This window comes from Bacillus sp. SIMBA_008, from assembly GCF_046535495.1.
Taxonomy (GTDB): Bacteria; Bacillota; Bacilli; order Bacillales; family Bacillaceae; genus Bacillus; species Bacillus subtilis.
The window spans coordinates 1-333 of sequence record NZ_JAWRWL010000171.1 but is presented as its reverse complement, the minus strand read 5'-3'; the positions used below and the strand labels follow the sequence as shown (position 1 = coordinate 333).

Here is a 333-nt window from a genome sequence, read left to right as displayed (position 1 = left end):
GGTGAAGGACCAGCTCACCCGGCGTCTGGCCGCGGCCCGTGAGGAACGCGGCGAACTGTCACGCGAGTATCGGAAGATCACGCGCCGCATCGATCTTGCCCAGAAGGAGATCGCTGTCCGCGGCACTCTCGGGGACGACATCGGCCGGTACGAGCAGGATGCACGCCGCCGTGCGCTCCGCGAGCGGCGTGCGTCGACTACGCCGGCGTGGGATGACCGCACGGCGCGGCCGTTCGGTCGCGTGATCGCCCTACGATCGTTGCAGGAATCGATCGATAAGAAGCTTGCCGAGAGCGCGGCCGAGCGTGACGAACGCGCAGAGAGGATAGCGAC

1 protein-coding gene is annotated in these 333 nt (G+C 67.6%); it reads left to right on the top strand.

Annotated elements, in window-relative coordinates:
- Positions 1-333 (top strand): hypothetical protein (locus tag SB658_RS22675; protein WP_410602481.1); only part of this gene is annotated, 333 nt, incomplete at both ends.